At 42.3% G+C, this 16,941-nt stretch carries 18 protein-coding genes; 11 read left to right on the forward strand and 7 right to left on the reverse strand.

Going from position 1 to position 16,941, the window contains the following annotated elements:
- From tnpB to AC1ECB_RS27315, 4 genes are all read right to left on the reverse strand, one after another.
- Window positions 1-357, reverse strand: a complete 357-nt coding sequence (gene tnpB, locus AC1ECB_RS27300; protein WP_485666585.1) for an IS66 family insertion sequence element accessory protein TnpB — start codon at window positions 355-357, stop codon at window positions 1-3.
- Complete coding sequence (gene tnpA, locus AC1ECB_RS27305) at window positions 351-719, reverse strand: IS66 family insertion sequence element accessory protein TnpA (protein WP_485664427.1); 369 nt, start codon at window positions 717-719, stop codon at window positions 351-353. The genes tnpB and tnpA overlap by 7 nt, the downstream gene beginning before the upstream one ends.
- A 169-nt stretch (window positions 720-888) precedes the next feature.
- Window positions 889-3,120: a HelD family protein gene (locus AC1ECB_RS27310; protein WP_485666689.1), complete on the reverse strand. Its 2,232-nt coding sequence runs from the start codon at window positions 3,118-3,120 to the stop codon at window positions 889-891.
- 215 nt (window positions 3,121-3,335) lie between these two features.
- Window positions 3,336-4,178, reverse strand: coding sequence for an MBL fold metallo-hydrolase (locus AC1ECB_RS27315; RefSeq protein WP_485666690.1), 843 nt, complete (start codon window positions 4,176-4,178; stop codon window positions 3,336-3,338).
- A gap of 428 nt (window positions 4,179-4,606) precedes the next feature.
- Between AC1ECB_RS27315 and AC1ECB_RS27320 the strand changes: the two genes are divergently transcribed.
- From AC1ECB_RS27320 to AC1ECB_RS27330, 3 genes are all read left to right on the forward strand, one after another.
- On the forward strand, window positions 4,607-5,728 hold the full coding sequence (locus AC1ECB_RS27320) for a DUF6765 family protein (protein ID WP_485666691.1): 1,122 nt from the start codon (window positions 4,607-4,609) through the stop codon (window positions 5,726-5,728).
- 294 nt (window positions 5,729-6,022) lie between these two features.
- Window positions 6,023-7,048 carry a C4-dicarboxylate TRAP transporter substrate-binding protein gene (locus tag AC1ECB_RS27325; RefSeq protein ID WP_485666692.1) on the forward strand — a complete coding sequence of 342 codons (1,026 nt, stop codon included), beginning with the start codon at window positions 6,023-6,025 and terminating at the stop codon, window positions 7,046-7,048.
- 282 nt (window positions 7,049-7,330) lie between these two features.
- Window positions 7,331-7,483 (forward strand): hypothetical protein, encoded by a 153-nt coding sequence (locus AC1ECB_RS27330; RefSeq protein WP_485666693.1) that lies wholly within the window; start codon window positions 7,331-7,333, stop codon window positions 7,481-7,483.
- Between the two features lie 543 nt (window positions 7,484-8,026).
- Here AC1ECB_RS27330 and AC1ECB_RS27335 read toward each other — a convergent pair.
- Genes AC1ECB_RS27335 through AC1ECB_RS27345 form a run of 3 tightly spaced genes read right to left on the reverse strand, consistent with a single transcriptional unit; the run spans window position 8,027 to window position 12,094 of the window.
- On the reverse strand, window positions 8,027-9,028 hold the full coding sequence (locus tag AC1ECB_RS27335) for an isocitrate/isopropylmalate dehydrogenase family protein (RefSeq protein WP_485666694.1): 1,002 nt from the start codon (window positions 9,026-9,028) through the stop codon (window positions 8,027-8,029).
- Between the two features lie 4 nt (window positions 9,029-9,032).
- Window positions 9,033-10,961: an aconitate hydratase gene (locus AC1ECB_RS27340; RefSeq protein WP_485666695.1), complete on the reverse strand. Its 1,929-nt coding sequence runs from the start codon at window positions 10,959-10,961 to the stop codon at window positions 9,033-9,035.
- Between the two features lie 23 nt (window positions 10,962-10,984).
- Window positions 10,985-12,094, reverse strand: a complete 1,110-nt coding sequence (locus AC1ECB_RS27345; protein ID WP_485666696.1) for a citrate/2-methylcitrate synthase — start codon at window positions 12,092-12,094, stop codon at window positions 10,985-10,987.
- Between the two features lie 201 nt (window positions 12,095-12,295).
- Here AC1ECB_RS27345 and AC1ECB_RS27350 point away from each other — a divergent pair, with 201 nt between their 5' ends.
- The 8 genes from AC1ECB_RS27350 (at window position 12,296) to AC1ECB_RS27385 (ending at window position 16,717) form a co-directional block, all read left to right on the forward strand.
- Entirely contained in the window at window positions 12,296-12,550 is a 255-nt protein-coding gene (locus tag AC1ECB_RS27350) for a cyclic nucleotide-binding domain-containing protein (protein ID WP_485666697.1), read from the forward strand.
- Window positions 12,534-12,806, forward strand: coding sequence for a helix-turn-helix domain-containing protein (locus AC1ECB_RS27355; protein WP_485666698.1), 273 nt, complete (start codon window positions 12,534-12,536; stop codon window positions 12,804-12,806). Before AC1ECB_RS27350 ends, AC1ECB_RS27355 begins: the two co-directional genes overlap by 17 nt.
- Before the next feature lie 42 nt (window positions 12,807-12,848).
- Entirely contained in the window at window positions 12,849-13,937 is a 1,089-nt protein-coding gene (gene asrA / locus AC1ECB_RS27360; RefSeq protein WP_485666699.1) for an anaerobic sulfite reductase subunit AsrA, read from the forward strand.
- A complete protein-coding gene (locus AC1ECB_RS27365) occupies window positions 13,924-14,388 on the forward strand; it encodes a hypothetical protein (protein WP_485666700.1) in 465 nt (154 codons plus the stop codon). Before asrA ends, AC1ECB_RS27365 begins: the two co-directional genes overlap by 14 nt.
- Window positions 14,389-14,415: 27 nt before the next feature.
- Entirely contained in the window at window positions 14,416-14,718 is a 303-nt protein-coding gene (locus AC1ECB_RS27370; protein ID WP_485666701.1) for an iron-sulfur cluster-binding protein, read from the forward strand.
- Between the two features lie 15 nt (window positions 14,719-14,733).
- On the forward strand, window positions 14,734-15,696 hold the full coding sequence (asrC, locus tag AC1ECB_RS27375) for a sulfite reductase subunit C (RefSeq protein WP_485666702.1): 963 nt from the start codon (window positions 14,734-14,736) through the stop codon (window positions 15,694-15,696).
- 67 nt (window positions 15,697-15,763) lie between these two features.
- A complete protein-coding gene (locus AC1ECB_RS27380) occupies window positions 15,764-16,201 on the forward strand; it encodes a GNAT family N-acetyltransferase (RefSeq protein ID WP_485666703.1) in 438 nt (145 codons plus the stop codon).
- Window positions 16,202-16,315: 114 nt separating this feature from the next.
- On the forward strand, window positions 16,316-16,717 hold the full coding sequence (locus AC1ECB_RS27385; protein WP_485666704.1) for a bacteriohemerythrin: 402 nt from the start codon (window positions 16,316-16,318) through the stop codon (window positions 16,715-16,717).
- Window positions 16,718-16,941 lie beyond the last annotated feature (224 nt).

The following is a 16,941-nucleotide window of genomic DNA, read 5'->3' on the forward strand; positions in this document are numbered from 1 at the left end:
TTAGACGATTTGTATTTTATCGACTTTTTTATGCGCCCTCGGCTGTTGAATGCTTAACCCTTCCATTAGCCAACGAAACTGTTGTGGCGTAATGTGTTTGACCTCTTTTTCATCTTTTGGCCACTGAAAGCCTCCGTTCTCCAGCCGTTTATACAAAAGTACAAAGCCATCGCCATCCCAAAAGAGCGCTTTGATTCGATCACGCCGACGGCCGCAAAACAGGAACAGACTGCTGGAGAACGGATCTAGGTGAAAGCATTGCTGTATGGTCGCTGCCAGACCATCAATAGATCTTCTCATATCGGTGTGGCCACAGGCGAGAAAGATATGTTCGATTTTAGATATATCACCTAACATAAATGTTTCAGTGCCAGAAGCGTAGCCTCCACGGTTACCATATCAGCGCCTTGATAGACATGGATTTGCATATCGTTACGCTCAATCGTGATAGCCAATGTTTCCGCACGATGCTTAGGCATCTTCATTTCTGCAAATACCGAACCCTGTACGGGAACAGCCTCGCTGGAGGCAGGGAGACTTACCGAAATTGCCCGGCAAGTCTCCTGACATACAAGTTTCTGCCAATGATAGTATGTTTTCACGTTAATGTTATTTTCGCTGCACCACGTTTTAATGGTTTTGCCACTGTTGCGGCAAGCCGTAACAATATTGCGCCATTTCTCCAATCGAACTTCATGCGTCACTTTCTGTACGCTCATAAAAGTAGACCTCCTGCGAGTTTCTAAGAATCCAAATGACTCCAACAAACTCTATGTGATTCTCTTGGACCTATTGTCTCATCCGGAGGCCTGGTTGTACATGTGACGATTTATTTGACGCTTACTTTATTCAAGGCAGTTCTCATTTTTTACAATTCGGCCTGCTGCATTATCCGCTGACATTATACAAGCTCCTGTCAACTCGCCGCAAATAAGACGACAGACTTTCCGTATAAAACAGATACAAACGGTGCAAAGCCCGAGTACAGATTGTATATAGAATATTGCCATCCTGTTCTTGGCTATAATTAGTTGTGTCTGCATTAACTATAAGTACAGCATCAAACTCTAAGCCTTTGGCCAGATAGGAGGGGATGATAACAATTCCGGTTGGAAATTTGTCGTCATCTTTAATTAGTAGGGTAGTCTTGGCAGTTCCTTTCAACTGAGAATATATTCTGAGGGCCTGAGTTACATTCTTAGTGATAATTCCAATAGATTTCAAACCCTCACTCTGAACTGTTTGGATAATGCTAAGCAGAGTAGCAGCTACATCTTCCTGATTACTTATTTGAATAATTGTAGGTTTCGGGCCAGGACGGTTTATAGAAAGACTCTCGCCGGCACTTGGTAATATTGCATGGCAAAAAGCCTGAATGGCTTGGGTTGATCGGTAGCTTTTGGTCAAACAAAAATGCAAGGTTTGCTCTTGGCCCAGGATGTTACTGGCTTCCGTAAAACTGGCTGTGTTAACAAAAGGCTGGATTGACTGTGCAGGGTCACCGACAATTGTCCAGGAACTGTTGGGGAATAGCTGAGACAGAATTTTGTATTGAAAAGCGGAATAGTCTTGGGCCTCGTCAATTACAACATGCTTAATATCTTGTTTGACCGGAAAACCCTGCACAACGCCCTGGAAGTACAAAAAGGGCGAAATGTCTTCATAGGGAAGGATGCCCCTGTTGATAAGCTTGCGTGTCTGTGATTTTATCGCGTCCCAATTGCCAGGAATAGGCGTACCGGTAACTGTGAATAATCTGTCATCAGAAAAAAGGGCTGCATATTCTTCTAAGGCATCCAGTGTTGTCAGTTTTTCTACACAATCGGTAATGGGTTTTAGCTCGCTTCTTGCCTGGATTCTGGCCAGTGCCTTGATCACCTTTTCATTGACTTCTTCACCGGCTTCAGTGAGTTGGGCGATCTTTTCTCGCCGAACATCAGAAATGAGATCATGCATTCGTTTTTGGATAATTGTTCTGATTTTTTCGAGACGGATTGCCGGCGGCATCATGCTAAAGCTATTTTGATAGTAGTGCTGCCATTCATTCTGGTCAAACAACGTTTCGCCCCGAGCTGTGATAGATGGATGTTCATTAATCCAATCTGCTGCCAGCCAATTAAGATAGTTGGTTAAAACCTCGTTAAAGAGTTGAGATGATTTAAAGCTGATAGTAGCTGCCCGTTGTTTGTTGGCATTAGAAACCAGCATGTGCTCAAAGTAATCTGCACGGGTTTCAAGGCGCAAGGGGATATGGGCGGCAGACCTGGCGGTGTAGTCCTGAAAAGTCATTTGGACAACGTTTGCTTCGCCTATTTCCGGCAAGACGTTAGAAATATAATCACTAAAAATAGAGTTAGGGGATAGGATTAATACATTCTGGGAGGTTAGTTTTTCCCGGTTCTGATAGAGCAAAAAGGCTATGCGGTGTAAGGCAACCGATGTCTTGCCACTGCCGGCCGCCCCCTCCAAAAATAATACCTTATGCTGCTCATCACGGATAATCTGATTTTGATCCCGCTGGATGCTATTAACAATAGTATGCATCTTTTCATTGACACTTTTAGCTAGTAGTTCTTGAAGGATATTGTCATCAATTGTCAGATCAGAATCAAACATATACTCGATATGCCCATCAGCAATCTTGTATTGACGCTTGAGGGTAATAGTTCCTTTGATTACGCCTGCCGGGCAGGTGTAGGCTGCATCACCAAGGCCATAATCATAGAACATGCTTGATACCGGGGCGCGCCAATCATAGACGAGGAATTCACCGTCATTACTAGCCAGACTGCCAATTCCAATATAGATTTTTTCCGTATCATTATAATGAGCTTCAGAAAAGTCAATCCGGCCAAAGTAGGGGGATTTCAGCATTTTGATTAGATGATGGGCAGTCCCCTGCGAATGTTTGGAAAGCGCGCGCTGGCGATTCATAGTCTCGACATGTTGTGCTTCGTCAATAGAACTACCGCCGCCACTATTCCAATAATCCAGGAGAGAATTCTTGAGTGCATGCTGATGGCATCCCGAAACTTCCTTGTTTTTCTGTATTTGTTCTTGTACTTGCTGGAGTGTTTCGGCGAGTCGTGCTAGTTCAAACTGCTGTTCCTGTTGGTTCATAGTTCCTCCTCAATGAATTAGCTGTTAACCTATTTTCGTTTCGCACTTTGGACTTGGCTATAAGTTAAAAGCTATAATGGTGACAGAGGTATAGTTAGGTGCTATTACTAATATTATTTGAACTTATCTTTAGTCACTGTGAACCAAGACAATCATGGGAAAAAACGGTATGTGACGTAAAATCTTAGATAAAGAATACCAATACAGGTGACTGATTATTTTAAATGAGACTGAAAAGCTTTATGTACAATAGAATTCACGTATGATGCTGGTAAACCCAGGCTATTAATTAATTGTTTACAATTGGTTAATGTAGTTTCGTCTTTGCTGGTATAGAAACTTTTTACTCCAAGATCTAATTTTATTAAGTACTGCTCTCCATCCATAATTAATTTTTGAATTTTTGAGAAACCGTTTATTGGTTCTGTCCATGAAGAGAGTAATATATCGTAATCTCGGAGATGTTTAATGGTTTCTAACGAAGTCCTTAATTCACTATAATTATCATAATTTGGAATATCGTTAACTATTGGTATGGAATCAGCTGTAAAAAGTATTTTATCCTCTTTGAAAAAAATACTAATTGAGCCTTTAGAGTGTCCGGGAGAATGCAGGACTCGTATTGTCAAATTTTTATCTAGTTGTATTTCCTGATTATGTTCAAGACATGTATCAACCTTTACAGGTTCATTTACTAACTGATAAAATCCTGGCACCATTCTTGACTGATATTGAGTATCTAAATCTTCAATCCAGTTTTTTTCCGCTTGATGTGCTATTACTTTGCAATCTGTCATACTTTTAATTTTATTGGCAGAGCCGATATGGTCAGGATGTGAATGAGACAGTATGAGTAATTTGATTTCATTAATACTTCTTCCCTGTTCTTTGATATAACTAAAAATCTTTTGATAGCTATCTTTTATGCCAGTGTCAATTAGAGTAATTTCTTTACCAAATATGATGATTGAGTTAACAAATCTAAGTAACTTTTTTTCAGTACCTAATGGAATAGAAAAGTCATGTTTTATTAGATGTACTTTACCTTTAATATTCATTGGCTTTCCTCCTGAAAATAGTAAATTTATGATTCCTAATGTCAGTACTATCATCAATTATATATGTTTTGTGCACCTCTATTTATTTAATGTTGACAGAGGTGCTTAGGGAAAAGAAAAACTCTTTGTCTCATAAACCGAGACGAAGAGTTTTTCTTCGCTATACCACCCGATACAACATACCAATATATGCGTTCCTTATAACGGGGGGAAAACCGTCAGCACCTACCACGATTTCGGCCTGCAACTCAAGAGGGATGTTCGGACATTCTCTAATAGTACCGGAATCGCACCTGCCTCCGGCTCTCTGCAACGTTTAAAAGTGCCTACTGTCTCTATCATTGTCTTTTTCTATTGTATGTATTACGATATATTATATATATTTATGGAAAAATTGTAAATAAATTTTTATACTGGAGGCAATTAACATGCAAAAGGACTTCCATTATGATGTAATCTATGTGTTGGCCAGCTGGGCTGAATTTAGTTTGGAAGATGCGAGTACGCTTGCCTATGCATCCCAGTATGTAGACGATGCTAATAATACTGGGCATCTCAAATTTGATACTGGTGCCAGTTACACTCGTACCAGTTCTGCTCACGATGTATTTGATGTGTACCATAACGCTGACAATGTAGAAAATCATAATGTCTGGCTGCCATTTCATTTCTTGCCCGGCAATTGTGGTTATGCCAAAGGAAAGGCTGAAGATAAATCCTTTATTGAACGTATCATCTGCACGTATGATAGTTTTGTGGCTCGTGATATGGTAAAGGAATCCATCCGCTCTGGGGACAAACCTTATGGACTGCACCGATTTGGTATTTCGATGCATACTTATGCCGATACGTGGGCGCACAGGGGATTTGCTGGTGTTGTCAATGGAATAAATAAGGTGAAATCAATCTTCTGGCGTAATGATTCCAACCAGCTAGTGCCTGTTGATTTAAAACAACAAATAAAAAACCGAGTGGTCGATCTGCTTCCTGTCGGTCATGGCTCAGCAATATGTAATCCCGATTTACCTTATTTGAAGGAATGGCAGTTCAGTTTTATCGAGGACCTTGGGCGCGGAATCCAGACATATAATAACACGCAGTATTTCCTTTTGGCTGCAGAAAACATCATAAAAGCTATGCGCCTCTTTATTGCCTACCGGAAGTCTTCAGTGCCATTAGCAAGCGATTTGTCAGCCTTATACGACGGATATCCTGGTTTGACTGAGGAGCAGCAAAATACTCTCGAATCCCTTTTTGTAGACATTCGCGATGAAGATGGCGATAAACGCCATGACGAATGGGGTAGGAGAGCTATAACCGGTGAAATTACAGGAGTTAGTTCAATTCCGTCATATCAGGCGAAAGGGGAAGACTCTTGGAAGTACAAAGCTCTTGGTACTACATTGGAAATTGACGACACCAGTCAACTATTTACCTATACTCCTGAGTTTATTACTAGTGATTGGAAGAAATTTCATGATGGATTGCAGGTTCAGCGACAGTATATTTTGCTTGAATTATTGCCAGCTTACGGAATTTGTATATCATAGAAAACGCAACAAATAGCCATAAAAAATCAAGCCTTCTGTGACGGGAAGGCTTGATTTTTTATGGCTATTTTAGTAGCTTATTTAGCCAGGAATGACATATTAAAAAAAAAATAAAGGATTTTATATACTTTTATGGAAATAATTACTACAATCTTATCTACTGGTAGATGACAGCATTCAGCAAATGTCCCATGCTGCTAGCAAATGCTTACATCTACGTGGATTAGGTATTTATTAATCCAGTGGCCTGCGGGAGAACTTAAAAATGAAAAACAACACTAGGAGGGACATGTTGTGAAAGAGACTAAAAAACTGCATAGTATGCTGTTGATATTGATTATAGCGTCATTATTGGTATCAGCCTGCGGTAAGAGCAAGGAAACTGTTAAACCAGATGCACCCAAGCCCAAATACGTCTTACTATTTAACCATGCGCTATCTGAATCAGAACCATTCCATCAGGGATTTTTGAAATGGGCGCAAAGAGTTAAAGAAAGAACGAATGGCGAAGTTGAGATTCAAGTATTTTATAGTGGGCAGCTTGGCATGGAAGAGGACATTATAGAGCAATTGAAACAAGGTGCACCCATCGGCCAAAATACGGATGCAGCTAGACTTGGTATGTATGTACCGGCTATTGCGGTGCTTAATGCTCCATATTTTGTAGAAAACATTGAGGATATTGCAAAACTTAGAGATCTACCGACCATTAAACTGTGGGAAAAAGAACTCGAAGACAAGTATGGAATCAAAGTATTGTCCTTTAGTTGGGTACAAGGTATGCGGCATATACTGACAAATAAGCCGATTAAAACTCCGGAGGACCTAAAGGGTTTGCGTATCAGGACTCCTGGTGCACCTATTTGGCAGCAATCTATCCGGGCACTTGGTGCCGCTCCTGTAGCCATGCCATTTGGAGAAGTTTATACCGGTATGCAGCAAAAGGCTATTGACGGTGTCGATCTTGGTTATCGAAACGTAACCGGAGCGAAACTTTTTGAGACAGCAAAGTATATGAGTGAAACCAATCACATCTTACTTATTAATTTCGAAGTTATGAGCAAGAAATACTTTGACTGCCTTCCGCCCGAGTATCAGAAAATACTAATAGAAGAGTGCAATAATGCCGGCATGGAAACCTCGAAGGAAATGGAGCAAGAGGTTGAAGCACTTAGGAAAGAGCTTGAGCAAAAAGGCATGACTATTGTGCAGGATGTTGACTTGGCAGCCTTCAGAAAAGCAGGTGAGCGAGCCTATAAGGTCTTGGGGCTTACTGAAGTGAGAGACAAGCTTTATGAGGAAATGAATAAACAGCAGTAACAATACCAGCGTGGTATGACAGGGACAGTAAACCTGTCCGTGCGCCAAGCGAAGGGTGCATCATACAGAAGTTCGGGGACGGTTCCATTGCTTCCTTTCTTCTTTTATGCTAAACTGGAGAAAAAAGATGGCGAAGGGAGAAAATGCCAAGGATTGCAAGAAAGAAAAGTAATAGCGGAATCTATCATGTTATAGTAAGGGGAATCAATCGGCAGGATATATTTTACGAAGAAGAAGACTATACAAAGTATTTAGAAGGACTGAAGCGAATATCTTGGAGATATGAATAATACGGGCTTTATTTTAAAGACATTTGACGAATGTGGAGGGATAGCCCGACAAAGATGGCAAGCGTTTATGAAACAAGATAGTAATGATAAATTTCTTGATATAGAGGAGAAGCTGCAAAAGATAAAAGATGAACGTTTGTATTAAGAAATACAAAAAATCTTAAGAGGACAATCACTTGGAGAGCTGCAATCAATGGAAAAAGCCAGTCGGATAAGATAATACGGAAAATTAAAAGTATTGAAGGTGTAACGCAACGCCAGATAGCAAGAGTAACAGGTATCAATCAGAGCCTTGTATTTAAGGAACAGGAGCAAAGGAACCGTCCCAATGCTTCCCTAAGACCCTTCTAATAACTTGTTAATGAAACTAAAATCTACCGCTTTATCTATGTTTTTAAGCACATGATCAACTGGTATTTTACTATATAGAATGGAATATAAGCTTAATTGTTTTGATTTGGGTTTAAGCATGTTTAGTCCCCACTTTCTTAATCTATCGCATATCTATATTATACCATATTTGGATTATTTTTGATACGTATTGACTTTTTCAGTGGTTTCGGACTGATTTCCTGTCCCTTGCCCAGGCAAAGCGCCTGTCCCCCGTCCCAAAGAGCTAATCAAAACAGGGAGAGCCATTAGGCTTCTCCCTGTTTTTTTCGCAATAAGACGTTTTTGATTTTTTAAATTATAAATTTCGGATGAGCGCCGCTGTAATGTCCTCGGTTGTGGCCGAACCACCAAGATCAGGAGTGAGCGTCGTTCCCTCGGACAAAACTTTGATAATGGCCTGTTCGACCCGAGTGCCAATGTCTCTGGCATCAATGGAATTAAGCAGCATAACGCCAGATAGCAGCAGTGCGATTGGGTTAGCCATATTTTTCCCGGCAATGTCGGGTGCTGTTCCATGAACGGCCTCAAAGATAGAACAGTCTGCGCCGATATTAGCTCCAGGCACCACACCAAGACCGCCTACCAAGCCGGCGCACAGGTCGGATATGATATCACCGTACAAATTTGGTGCCAGGAGTATGTCAAATTTCTCCGGAGCGATTACTAGCTGCATACAAAGATTGTCAACAATGACTTCGTTATACTCTATCGACGGATAGTTAGCAGCAGTTTGCCGGGCACATTCCAGAAAGAGACCGTCTGAAAGTTTCATAATATTTGCTTTGTGCACGGCTGTTACTTTGCGCCGGCCATGGGTAACAGCGTAATGAAACGCTGCTTCGGCAATTCGCAGGGAAGCAGCTGCAGTAATGATCTTTATTGATTCGGCAGCGTCTTTGCCTACTTTGTGCTCAATGCCGGCATAGAGGTCTTCGGTGTTTTCGCGGAAAACGACGAGATCTACATTGTCGTAACGGCTTTTTACTCCAGCCAGTTTCTTTACTGGTCGCAGGTTACAGTAAAGATCAAAAGTTTGCCGCAGCGTTACATTTATACTGCGGTGACCTTTGCCGATGTCTGTGGTTAATGGACCTTTGAGAGCCAGGCGGGTTGCTTTTATACTGGCTAATGTTTCATCAGGCAGGGCTGTGCCCAGGGACGATAATGCTGTATGTCCGGCAGTACAAACATCCCAGGTTACAGGTGCACCGACGGCTGCAAATACTGTCTGAACCGCTTTGCTGATTTCCGGTCCAATACCGTCGCCGGGAATGAGGGTTACTTTATGCTTATCCATGGTCTCACTCTCCTTTCTCTTTGGTGTGATTGAGCAGACCACCGGCAAGAATTATGCTTTGTTCCCGGCTGGTAAGGTCAATTTTTAGGGAGAGCGTGCGCTTTGCTTCTCCATAGGTTGCCTTAATACTATCACCGGCAAGTATTTGTTCCTGAATGTTTTCTATCATTATTTCCGTTCCTAGTTCAAGCACATCGTAATCAGAAATGTCACAAAAAGTGAAAGGAACAATACCGAAATTAATAAGATTGGCTCTGTGGATACGGGCAAATGACTTGGCGATCACCCCTTTTATTCCCAGATACAAGGGGGCCAGGGCAGCATGTTCTCTACTGGAACCTTGCCCGTAATTGGTTCCGGCGACAATAAATCCGCCTCTTCTCATTATAGCTCTTTCGGGGAAATTAGGATCAAGGCTATGAAAACAGTAGTTGGACAAATAAGGGATATTGGAGCGGTAGGGCAGTAAATGTGCATGAGAAGGCATAATGTGATCGGTGGTTATGTTGTCGCCTGGTTTTAGCAGAATTTCGCCCCAAAGCGCCGGTGGTAGTTTGTCAGCCCGGGGAAAAGGCTTAATGTTTGGACCCCTGATTATCTCAATGTCTGAGCCATTTTCCGGCGGGAGAATTAAGAGGCTGTTGTCGGCTATTACGGGAACTGAGGTATTGACTACCGGCGGATTTCCTAGTTCCCGCGGGTCGGTAAGCACTCCCGTTAAGGCACTGGCGGCTGCAACTTCGGGACTGGTGAGATAAATTTGAGCGTCCGGTGTTCCACTACGCCCCTCAAAATTGCGATTAAATGTGCGTAGCGATATTCCGCCTGAGCGGGGCGCCTGCCCCATGCCAATGCAGGGGCCGCAAGCACATTCCAGAATCCGTGCACCTGCCTGAATCATAGCAGCTAGGGCGCCATCTCTGGCAAGCATCGCCAATACCTGCTTCGAACCCGGAGATATGGCTAGCGAAATGTTTGGATGAACACTTTTTCCTTCAAGAATTTTAGCTACTTTTAGTAAATCCGAGTAAGAAGAATTTGTACAACTTCCTATCAGAACCTGGTCTAAAGCGATACCAGACAATTCCCGTACCGGAACAACGTTATCAGGACTGTGTGGCTTGGCAATAAGCGGTTCCAGGTCGTTAAGGTTTATAATTACTTCTTCGTCGTATTGCGCATTATCATCAGCAGTAAGTGAGACCCAGGCATCGGATCTTCCTTGGCTGGCAAGGAAAGTCCGGGTTTGCTCATCACTGGGGAAGATGGAGGTTGTAGCACCAAGTTCAGCCCCCATGTTGGTGATTGTTGCTCTATCTGGAACAGAAAGCTGAGCCAGGCCCGGACCACTATATTCGAAGATACGTCCTACTCCGCCTTTTACAGTCAGCCGTCTGAGTAGTTCTAAGATGATGTCTTTTGCTGACGTCCAGGGGGGTAGTTGTCCTCTTAATTCTACTTTGCAGATACTGGGCATGCGTAGGTAATAGGCTCCACCGGCCATCGCGACTGCTACATCAAGACCGCCGGCCCCGATGGCAAGCATCCCCAAACCGCCGGCTGTTGGTGTATGGCTGTCTGAACCGAGCAATGTCCAGCCCGGACGTCCGAAGCGTTCAAGATTAACCTGATGACAGATGCCGTTACCGGGTTTAGAGAACACGATGCCGTGTTTGGCAGCAGCTGTTTCGATATACCGGTGATCGTCGGCATTTTCGTAGCCGCACTGCAGGGTATTATGATCAATGTAAGCAACAGATAGTTTCGTTTTAACTCTGGGAATATCTATCGCTTCCAGCTGTAGGTAAGCCATGGTTCCGGTGGAATCCTGGGTTAATGTCTGATCAATACGAATAGCTATTTCCGTACCTGATTTCAGTTCTCCACTGACCAAATGAGAACCAAGTATTTTTTCTGTGAGTGTAAGAGCCATAGTTTTTCCTCCTTATACCGGCATTAGCGATCCTCAACCGCAACCCAGCTTACTTCTTTTTTACCGATGTATTTTGCTCTGGGCCGGAGCAGTTGGTTGTTTTCATGCTGTTCCAGGATATGTGCAAGCCAGCCACTTGTCCGGCTGATAGCAAATATAAGCGTAAATAGATCACGCGGTATTCCCAGAGAGGTATACACCAGGGCAGAATAAAAATCTACATTTGGCATTAAAGCCTTGCGGTCGTGGACGATAGTTTCGATTTTTAGCGCCATTTCATACCAACGAGAGTCTTGTCGCCACTCGGCAAGTTCTTTTGCCAGTGGTCGTAAGTATTTAACGCGAGGGTCACCCTTCTTATATACCCGATGACCAAAGCCCATTATAAGTTCGCCGTTTTTTATTTTTTGATCAAGATAGGGCTCTACCTGACTTATATTACCAATCTCCTCCAGCATAACGGCAACCTGTTCATTAGCATTTCCATGCAAGGGTCCTTTTAATGTGCCAATAGCAGATACTATGCCGGAATAAATATCTGACATTGTAGATACGGTAACGCGGGCAGCAAAAGTGGATGCATTTAATTCATGTTCGGCGTGAAGAATTAAACAGGTATCTAAGGCTTTAACTGCAATGGGAGCTGGTTTCTCGCCGGTAAGGAGCCAGAGAAAAGTCTCTGCCAGAGAATTGGCGGCGATGGTGTTTATTTCAATTGGTTCGAGGCCTTTACGGATTCTGTCTATTGCTGCCACAATAGCAGCAATTCGTGCCATAATACGAATTGCTTTGCGGTGATCGGCTCCAAAGGAATGATCCATAACTTCATCATCAAAATGAGTAAGAAAGGATACACAAGTACGAAGTTTGGCCATTGCATTTCCCCAGGGCGCATATAATTTTAATAGAGCATAAATCTCAGGGGGCAGCTTGGAGTTTTCAGCCATATCTTCCTTTAGTGCTTTTAACTCCAGTCTGTTAGGCAGCCTTCCATACCATAATAAATAGATGACTTCTTCAAAGGTAGTGTTTTTTGTCAGGTCATCTATAGTGTAACCTTGGTAGCGTAGAATACCACCCTCAATGGAGCAGATCGAAGTATCACAAGCAATCACATCGGTCATTCCAGCCATTATCTCAGCTCCTCTCTCTCTTACATTGTGTTTTACTGGAATGCTATACTTATAAGGTATAATGCTTTTCATTATAATAGTGATTTCTTAGATAATCAAGTGATTTATTACAAAATGCCGATGTTTATTATCGTAAATACATACCATGTTGCACATTTGATTAACCCAAAGGGACAAAAGTATTGATTGAGAGGAATTATTATGAATTTAAATACAAATGAGGCTGTGGCACTTGTTGAGATATTTCAGCAAGCAACTCCCGATTCTATCAGAGCTTTGTCAGCCTATGGCAGGCTGCGCTGCCTGACGAAGGGGGAACATTTATTTCTTGACAAAGAACCGGTAGAACACCTTTATATTGTTATCAGCGGCCTTGTCACACTCTATACGGTTGACCCTCAGGGGGAGAAAAAAGTCATCTTTCTTTTAGATAAAGGAAATGAAAAACACTCCTAACTCTGTGCGCGGTGATAAACGTATTGCTGCCAAACTATGGAAGCTGTCCAGAGATTACGGGGTTCCCTGCGCAAGCGGAACCAAAATCAAGATGGATTTAAGTATTACTTATCTTGCGGACATGCTGGGTTCTAGGCGCGAAACAGTTTCGCGTCAGTTAAAATTTCTGGCCGGACAAGGGTTGATTCAAGTAAATGATGGTCAAATTACGATAACAGACCGTGATAAACTTTCAAAATATTTCAAGTTGCCGTGATTTTAGTCACGGCAGCTTTTTATATCCCAGGGTACACTTAGATTGTTAAAAAATACACAAGTGCGGATTGTCATTCCATACTACTCAAGTAAAAAGGAAGGTGTAATCATGGGCTATTGTCTGGCTAAAGCGGGATTCAATCAGGTATTACAAGAGTTGTCCCGGGAAAATGTTATTTATGCTCCCAAGCTATTTAAGGATGGGGGCAGTTTCTCCGATACGGATCGCATTCGTTACGGGGAAATTCAAACAGTGGAAGAAATTATCTTTGATCGTAAATCAGAGTATTCTTTTAAAGAAGTACTGCTGCCACTGTCACAGACTCTGTTTTTCTTTACCGAAGATACGGTAAAGAAAGCTGATGCTCCGCACAAGGGGGCAATTATCCTATTGCGCAGTTGTGATTTGCATGCGGTCAAACGGCTTGATACGATTTATCTGGAAAATGGCGGCGAAGATTACTATTATAAGCGGTTACGGGAAAAAGTAAAGTTCATTTTGATTGGCTGTCAGCACTCGTTTGAAAACTGTTTTTGCGTCGACATGGGAACAACCCAAACTGCTGATTATGATGCTTACCTTGAAATGAAGAATGACATGGTATATGTGGATAATCATAATGAAGCATGGGACGTTGCATTGGCGGCTCGCAGCACGGGGACACCTGTTGTAATTCCTGCATATGTAACCCAAAATGAGACTCGTGTCCATATTCCGGAGGGGATTACGCTGGATGTAATGCATTCCAAAATGTGGGATGAGTATGATAGCCGCTGCATAAATTGCGGTCGCTGCAACTTCGTCTGCCCCACCTGCACCTGTTTTACCATGCAGGATATATTCTACACCGATAATGGCAATGCCGGCGAAAGGCGCCGGGTGTGGGCAGCCTGTATGGTGGATGGCTTTACTGATGTTGCCGGCGGCGGCTCATACCGTAAGAAAAATGGCCAGAGAATGCGCTTTAAGGTATTGCACAAAGTATATGATTATAAAAAACGAAACGGCTATCATATGTGCGTAGGCTGTGGACGTTGTGACGACATCTGCCCGGAGTATATATCTTTTTCTAATTCCATAAATAAACTGGCTCAAGCTAGTAAGGAGGTGGCGGCAAATGCTGGTAAATGAGTACCTTCCCTTCTTGTCTGAGATCAAGAAGGTTATCAAGCACACCGATATTGAATATACCTTTCGCCTAACTTATGAGGGGGATGTGAAACCAGGACAGTTTTTTGAAGTTTCTATCCCGAAGTATGGCGAAGCGCCCATTTCAGTCAGTGGTATTGGCGAGGGGACAGTAGATTTGACCATCCGCCGGGTGGGTAAGGTTACTAATGAGATTTTTGAGCGTTATGTTGGTGATAAACTGTTTATGCGCGGTCCTTATGGCAACGGTTTTGACATCAACAACTACAAAGGCAAAGAGCTTGTTATAATAGCCGGAGGAACAGGACTTTCCCCGGTAAAAGGTGTGGTCGACTATTTTGCCAACCATAGTGAAGAAACACAAGGCATGACGCTGATAGCAGGATTTAAGACACCACAGGATATTTTATTTCTTGAAGATTTCGGCCGTTGACAGCAAATGCTGGAGGTTATTTTGACGGTGGACTGTGCAGAAGGCGACACTGCCTGTCAGATTGGTTTGGTTACTCAATATATTCCAGAGCTTAAGTTGAAAAATGTTGCTGAGGCAGTTGCCATTGTGGTTGGGCCGCCGATGATGATGAAGTTCACTACTCAGGGACTGTTGGATCGAGGATTTCGTGAGGAAAACATGTGGATTTCTCATGAACGAAAAATGTGCTGCGGTATCGGAAAATGCGGTCACTGTAAAATTGATGACACCTATGTTTGCCTTGACGGGCCTGTATTCAACTATATAAAGGGCCGGCAGCTGCTTGATTAGAAGGGAGGGTTTCAAATGGATGTCAATACCAAAAAGCTGAAGAAGAATGCGTTTCGGGTGACAAAACATAGAGACTTGACCGCCTCCCGGATTCGTGTTTCAGGTGGATATTTGGAAGCAAAATACTTAGCGATGATTCAAAATATCGCCGAAACCTACGGTAACGGCATTGTTACTATTACAACCCGGCAGGGCTTTGAACTTCCGGGTATCAAATTTGAAGATATGCCTAAGGTCAATGAATTGCTCCAACCCATTATCGCAGGACTCAATATTAACCAGGAGATTGTGGGACAAGGTTATACGGCCTCAGGTACAAGAAATGTTGTGGCCTGTGTGGGCAATAATGTATGCCCGTATGCCTGCTACAACACCGCCGCATTTGCGCAGCGGATTGAAAAAGCAATTTTCCCCAATGACCTGCATGTTAAGGTGGCGCTTACTGGCTGTCCGAATGATTGTGCAAAGGTAAGAATGCATGATTTTGGTATTATGGGTATGACCTTGCCTCACTATGATACCAATCGCTGTGTCAGTTGCGGAGCCTGTATGAAAGCGTGTACCAAAAAATCAGTAAGCGCGCTGGAGACGGTAAATTTTAAGGTAGCGCGTGATACCAAGAAATGTATCGGTTGTGGCGAGTGTGTGCTGAATTGCCCGACAGGCGCCTGGGCGCGCAGTCATGAAAAATACTATCGGTTAACGATTTTTGGCAGAACTGGCAAGAAAAATCCCCGTTTGGGCGAAGACTTCATCAAATGGGCAGATGAAGCCAGCATTATTAAAATTATGTGTAATACCTATGCTTATGTAAAAAATTACATTGATCCGGCCGCTCCCGGCGGCAAGGAACATATTGGGTACATTGTGGACAGAACTGGTTTTGAAGAATTTAAAAAATGGGCGCTGGAAGATGTTCATCTCCCTGAAAAAGCGGAAGTATGCACCCCTATTTACTGGCAAGGTGTTACCTATTGAGATCTTGGATTTTAAGTGATGATATGGTACAATTGCTTTAATCCAAACAATTACTGGAGGGTCGGACATGATATCGATAGAAAGCATTCAGTTAGCAGATCTGCAGCAGTATGCACTGCTTTGTAATACGCTTTTTGGATCTCAAACCAATATGGTTCAGTTAGAAAAAACAGTTAAGAAAATTATCAGTAACCCGGACTATATTTTAGTTGGAGCAAAGGATGAGAACAAACAATTACTGGGAGCTGTAACGGGTATTACATGCATGGATACAGTGGGTGAATGCCGACCTTTTATGGTGCTTGAGAACCTTGTTGTGAGTGAAAAAAGTCGCAGGCAGGGAGTGGGGAAGCAGCTAGTAAGTTATATCGAAAATAATGCTCGTGAACATAATTGTTACTTTGTGATGCTTATGTCGCTGGTTAAGAGAAAGGAAGCCCATATGTTCTACGAAGCTATCGGGTACTCAAAGAACATAGCACAAGGATATAAAAAATATTTGTAGGACGTATCCCAGTTCAATACAAATATCCAAATAATAAATAGTACTTTGCAGGACATGCCTGTTTTTTGTCGAATTTTACCTACCAGTAATTTATGCGAAGAGGTGTTAAGAATCGTGGTATTGTGGAAAGATGAATATAATGTTAGTATTCCTGCTATTGATGAACAACATAAAAAGTTATTTGATATCGCTAATCGCATCAGTGAATTACTGGCAAATGAGTTATTAGTTGATAAGTACGACCATATTATAGCTGTACTGGCCGAATTACGTGACTATACGGTTGAACATTTTGCTGCCGAAGAAGACTATATGCTGAAGCACAAATATCGTAAGTTTCTCTCCCACAAAGCACTTCACCATGAATTTATTGAAAAAATAAATACCGTCGATTTAAACCAAATTGATAATGAACAAAATTTATATTTAAAAGAGATATTGAACTTTGTTACAGAATGGCTGATTTCTCACATTTTGCAAGAAGACAAACAGATTGGCGGATTAGCTGAAAAATAATAGAAAGCAGTAAGATACTTAATAAGTCGGTTGGGGAAATATCCGGCTAAGTTTAACAGCCTTTCCAATGATTCTTTTTTAAAAAAAGACTGTGTCTGGCTTGCGTCTGTTGTAGAAGTGTTATACTGTATGGCCGGGTGTCCTTGTTTTAGTTGCTATTGGGTTGGACATGAGTTAAAATATAAGTAATTGTATACGTAGAGTTTTGGAGGAGCCTGTCGCTT

This window comes from Sporomusa sp. 246TCP1, from assembly GCF_057319775.1.

Coding starts and splice junctions, on each gene's coding strand:
- AC1ECB_RS27340 (WP_485666695.1), bottom strand. CDS start 10,961: ATGGCTCTTACACTCACAGAAAAAATACTTGGTTCTCATTTGGTCAGT.
- tnpA (WP_485664427.1), bottom strand. CDS start 719: ATGAGCGTACAGAAAGTGACGCATGAAGTTCGATTGGAGAAATGGCGC.
- AC1ECB_RS27350 (WP_485666697.1), top strand. CDS start 12,296: ATGAATTTAAATACAAATGAGGCTGTGGCACTTGTTGAGATATTTCAG.
- asrC (WP_485666702.1), top strand. CDS start 14,734: ATGGATGTCAATACCAAAAAGCTGAAGAAGAATGCGTTTCGGGTGACA.
- AC1ECB_RS27310 (WP_485666689.1), bottom strand. CDS start 3,120: ATGAACCAACAGGAACAGCAGTTTGAACTAGCACGACTCGCCGAAACA.
- AC1ECB_RS27355 (WP_485666698.1), top strand. CDS start 12,534: ATGAAAAACACTCCTAACTCTGTGCGCGGTGATAAACGTATTGCTGCC.
- AC1ECB_RS27380 (WP_485666703.1), top strand. CDS start 15,764: ATGATATCGATAGAAAGCATTCAGTTAGCAGATCTGCAGCAGTATGCA.
- AC1ECB_RS27365 (WP_485666700.1), top strand. CDS start 13,924: ATGCTGGTAAATGAGTACCTTCCCTTCTTGTCTGAGATCAAGAAGGTT.
- AC1ECB_RS27320 (WP_485666691.1), top strand. CDS start 4,607: ATGCAAAAGGACTTCCATTATGATGTAATCTATGTGTTGGCCAGCTGG.
- AC1ECB_RS27345 (WP_485666696.1), bottom strand. CDS start 12,094: ATGGCTGGAATGACCGATGTGATTGCTTGTGATACTTCGATCTGCTCC.
- tnpB (WP_485666585.1), bottom strand. CDS start 357: ATGTTAGGTGATATATCTAAAATCGAACATATCTTTCTCGCCTGTGGC.
- AC1ECB_RS27330 (WP_485666693.1), top strand. CDS start 7,331: ATGAATAATACGGGCTTTATTTTAAAGACATTTGACGAATGTGGAGGG.
- AC1ECB_RS27335 (WP_485666694.1), bottom strand. CDS start 9,028: ATGGATAAGCATAAAGTAACCCTCATTCCCGGCGACGGTATTGGACCG.
- AC1ECB_RS27315 (WP_485666690.1), bottom strand. CDS start 4,178: ATGAATATTAAAGGTAAAGTACATCTAATAAAACATGACTTTTCTATT.